A 2,150-nucleotide genomic window follows, 5' to 3' on the forward strand; every position below is an offset into this window, starting at 1 on the left:
TCCGGCAGCTACAGGCCGTGATCGAGGATGTGCGCACACTGGATGACGCTATGCAAGCCTATGACCGCTTTCTGATACAAAATGGATATGTGGAGCAGGTGCAGGGCTGGGCCAGCGGAACCCATTACCGCGCTACGAAGAAATCCCTGGATAACCCGGTCATTACCAATAAGCTGGTGCAGGCCTTACATATCCGCTCCGCTTCTCACTTTGACCGGGATTTCACGCAAAAGGCGCAGCAGGAACAGTTTGGCGTTTCCAAAGACCAGAAGATGCCAAAGGGCTATGCGATCCACTTCAATGACGGGAAAAACACCTATTCCAGAAATAACGACTGGAAACCCGGCACCTATTATGTGACGAAAGGCTATTCCATTTTGCAGACAAATTTGGAATCCCGTGAGGCAGCCCTGAAATGGGTACAGGATTTTGCCCGGCAGCGGAGCAAAGGCGGAAAGGTCCGGTTTACCCCTCCGCAGCTTGCGCATGTGAGACGGACCGGGCCGGACTACCGGAGCGGTCAGGAGATCACCGGACAGCATTATCTTGACACTTTCGGCTTCCGGGGCGGCGAATTTGGAAACTGGATGAACCAGAATGACCGGCAGGCGTCCCTGAACATGGGATTTGAAGCACTGAAAGACCTGGCGGCTGCCTTACAGATCAGCGATCAGGATATTGCCTTTGGCGGCACGCTTGCTATCGCTTTCGGTGCCAGGGGCAGCGGCAACGCCGCGGCCCATTATGAACCGCTCCGCAAGGTCATCAACCTTACGAAGATGCACGGGGCCGGTTCCCTGGCGCATGAATGGTGGCACGGCTTTGACGACTATTTGGGGGCAAAGATGGGCGCGAAAGGGATGCTCTCAGAACAGCCCCGCCTTTACCCATTGTTCCAAAAGCTCATTGATACCATGAAGTACAAACCGGAGACGCCGGAGCAGGCGGCCAAACGCACCGAGGCACAGAACAGCCGGACAAAGAAAAACGCGGCAAGCTGGCTGGATTCGGCGGTGCTTGGCTCCTTGAAGCGGTACGGCAATGAAAGTACGCTGGAACAGTATGTGGCATTAAAAGACGCTTTCCTTTCCGGGGAGGTCGGTTCTGTGGATCAGATCAGCGCCTTAAAGAAATCCGTCAGCGGCCATGTGATTCCCAAAAGTGATCGTGAACGTTTGGAAATGTTCGAGCGGATGCTTCACAGGATGCAGGAACAGGAAACCCCGCAGATCGGGCGGACAGAGACCGACTACTACCGCAATTCCGTAAAAATGGGAAAAGAATGCGAGAAAGACGGCGGCTATTGGGACAGCAACACGGAAATGACGGCCAGGGCTTTTGCCTGTTATATCAAGGATAAGCTGCCCTATGCTTCTGATTATCTGGCCGGCCATGCGGATTGCGCGGTAGCCCTTGTCATGGATAAATCCGGGGAAACAGAGGTTTTGAAAGCCTATCCCCAGGGTGAGGAACGCAGGGCGATCAACGCGGTGTTTGACGAGATCGTGGCAGATTTGAAATTGCAGCACACCCTTACCCATGCGGAAACAACGCTGCCCCTTGCGGTGCAGGCTGTACCGTTGGCTGAAAATGAGCAGATTACCATATTTACGATGGAACGCCCTTCGGTGATCGGGCAACTTGCGGCGGCAAGATCGGCAGAAAAAAGTACCCCGGCGCAGGCGGCTCCTAAAAAGTCCCACGCGCCGGAGATTTAAGGAGGTGAAACATTGGAAGAAAACAAGGATTATCAGGTTTACCGGTTTGACTATCTAACGGAAGGCAGCCAGCTCAAATTGGAGCACAACGTATATTGTGAGGATGTGGATATATCTTCCCTGATTACGCAGGGTGCGGATGCACTGGAGGCATTGCGTCAGGACAGCATAGACGGCGAGCAGAAAGCCCTTGCAATCGTGCAGGCGGCGGCAAAACAATGGGAACAGCAGGCGGCAGTCACACAGAAATTGAACCGCTCGCTGGAATACCTGCGGACCCCGGAGGTTGCACATACGGGAAATGAATGGCGCAAAACCGGCAACTGGCGGGACGCCGAGGAAATCAGCAACCGTGTCTATAAGATGACATGCAGCGTTTGGGAAGATACCAAATATGACCGGGAAACGAAGCAAAGCGTCCCGGTTGCCTGG

Annotated in this window: 1 protein-coding gene and 1 pseudogene; both read left to right on the plus strand. The window is 54.1% G+C overall.

Features of this window, described 5'->3' with window-relative positions:
* Positions 1 to 1,718 (plus strand): LPD1 domain-containing protein (locus tag WMO66_RS01270; protein ID WP_349134599.1); only part of this gene is annotated, 1,718 nt, incomplete at its 5' end.
* 12 nt (positions 1,719 to 1,730) lie between these two features.
* A pseudogene (locus WMO66_RS01275) lies at positions 1,731 to 2,150 on the plus strand (hypothetical protein); the annotation flags it as partial.

This window comes from Faecousia intestinalis, from assembly GCF_040096185.1.
GTDB lineage: Bacteria > Bacillota > Clostridia > Oscillospirales > Oscillospiraceae > JAZOXB01.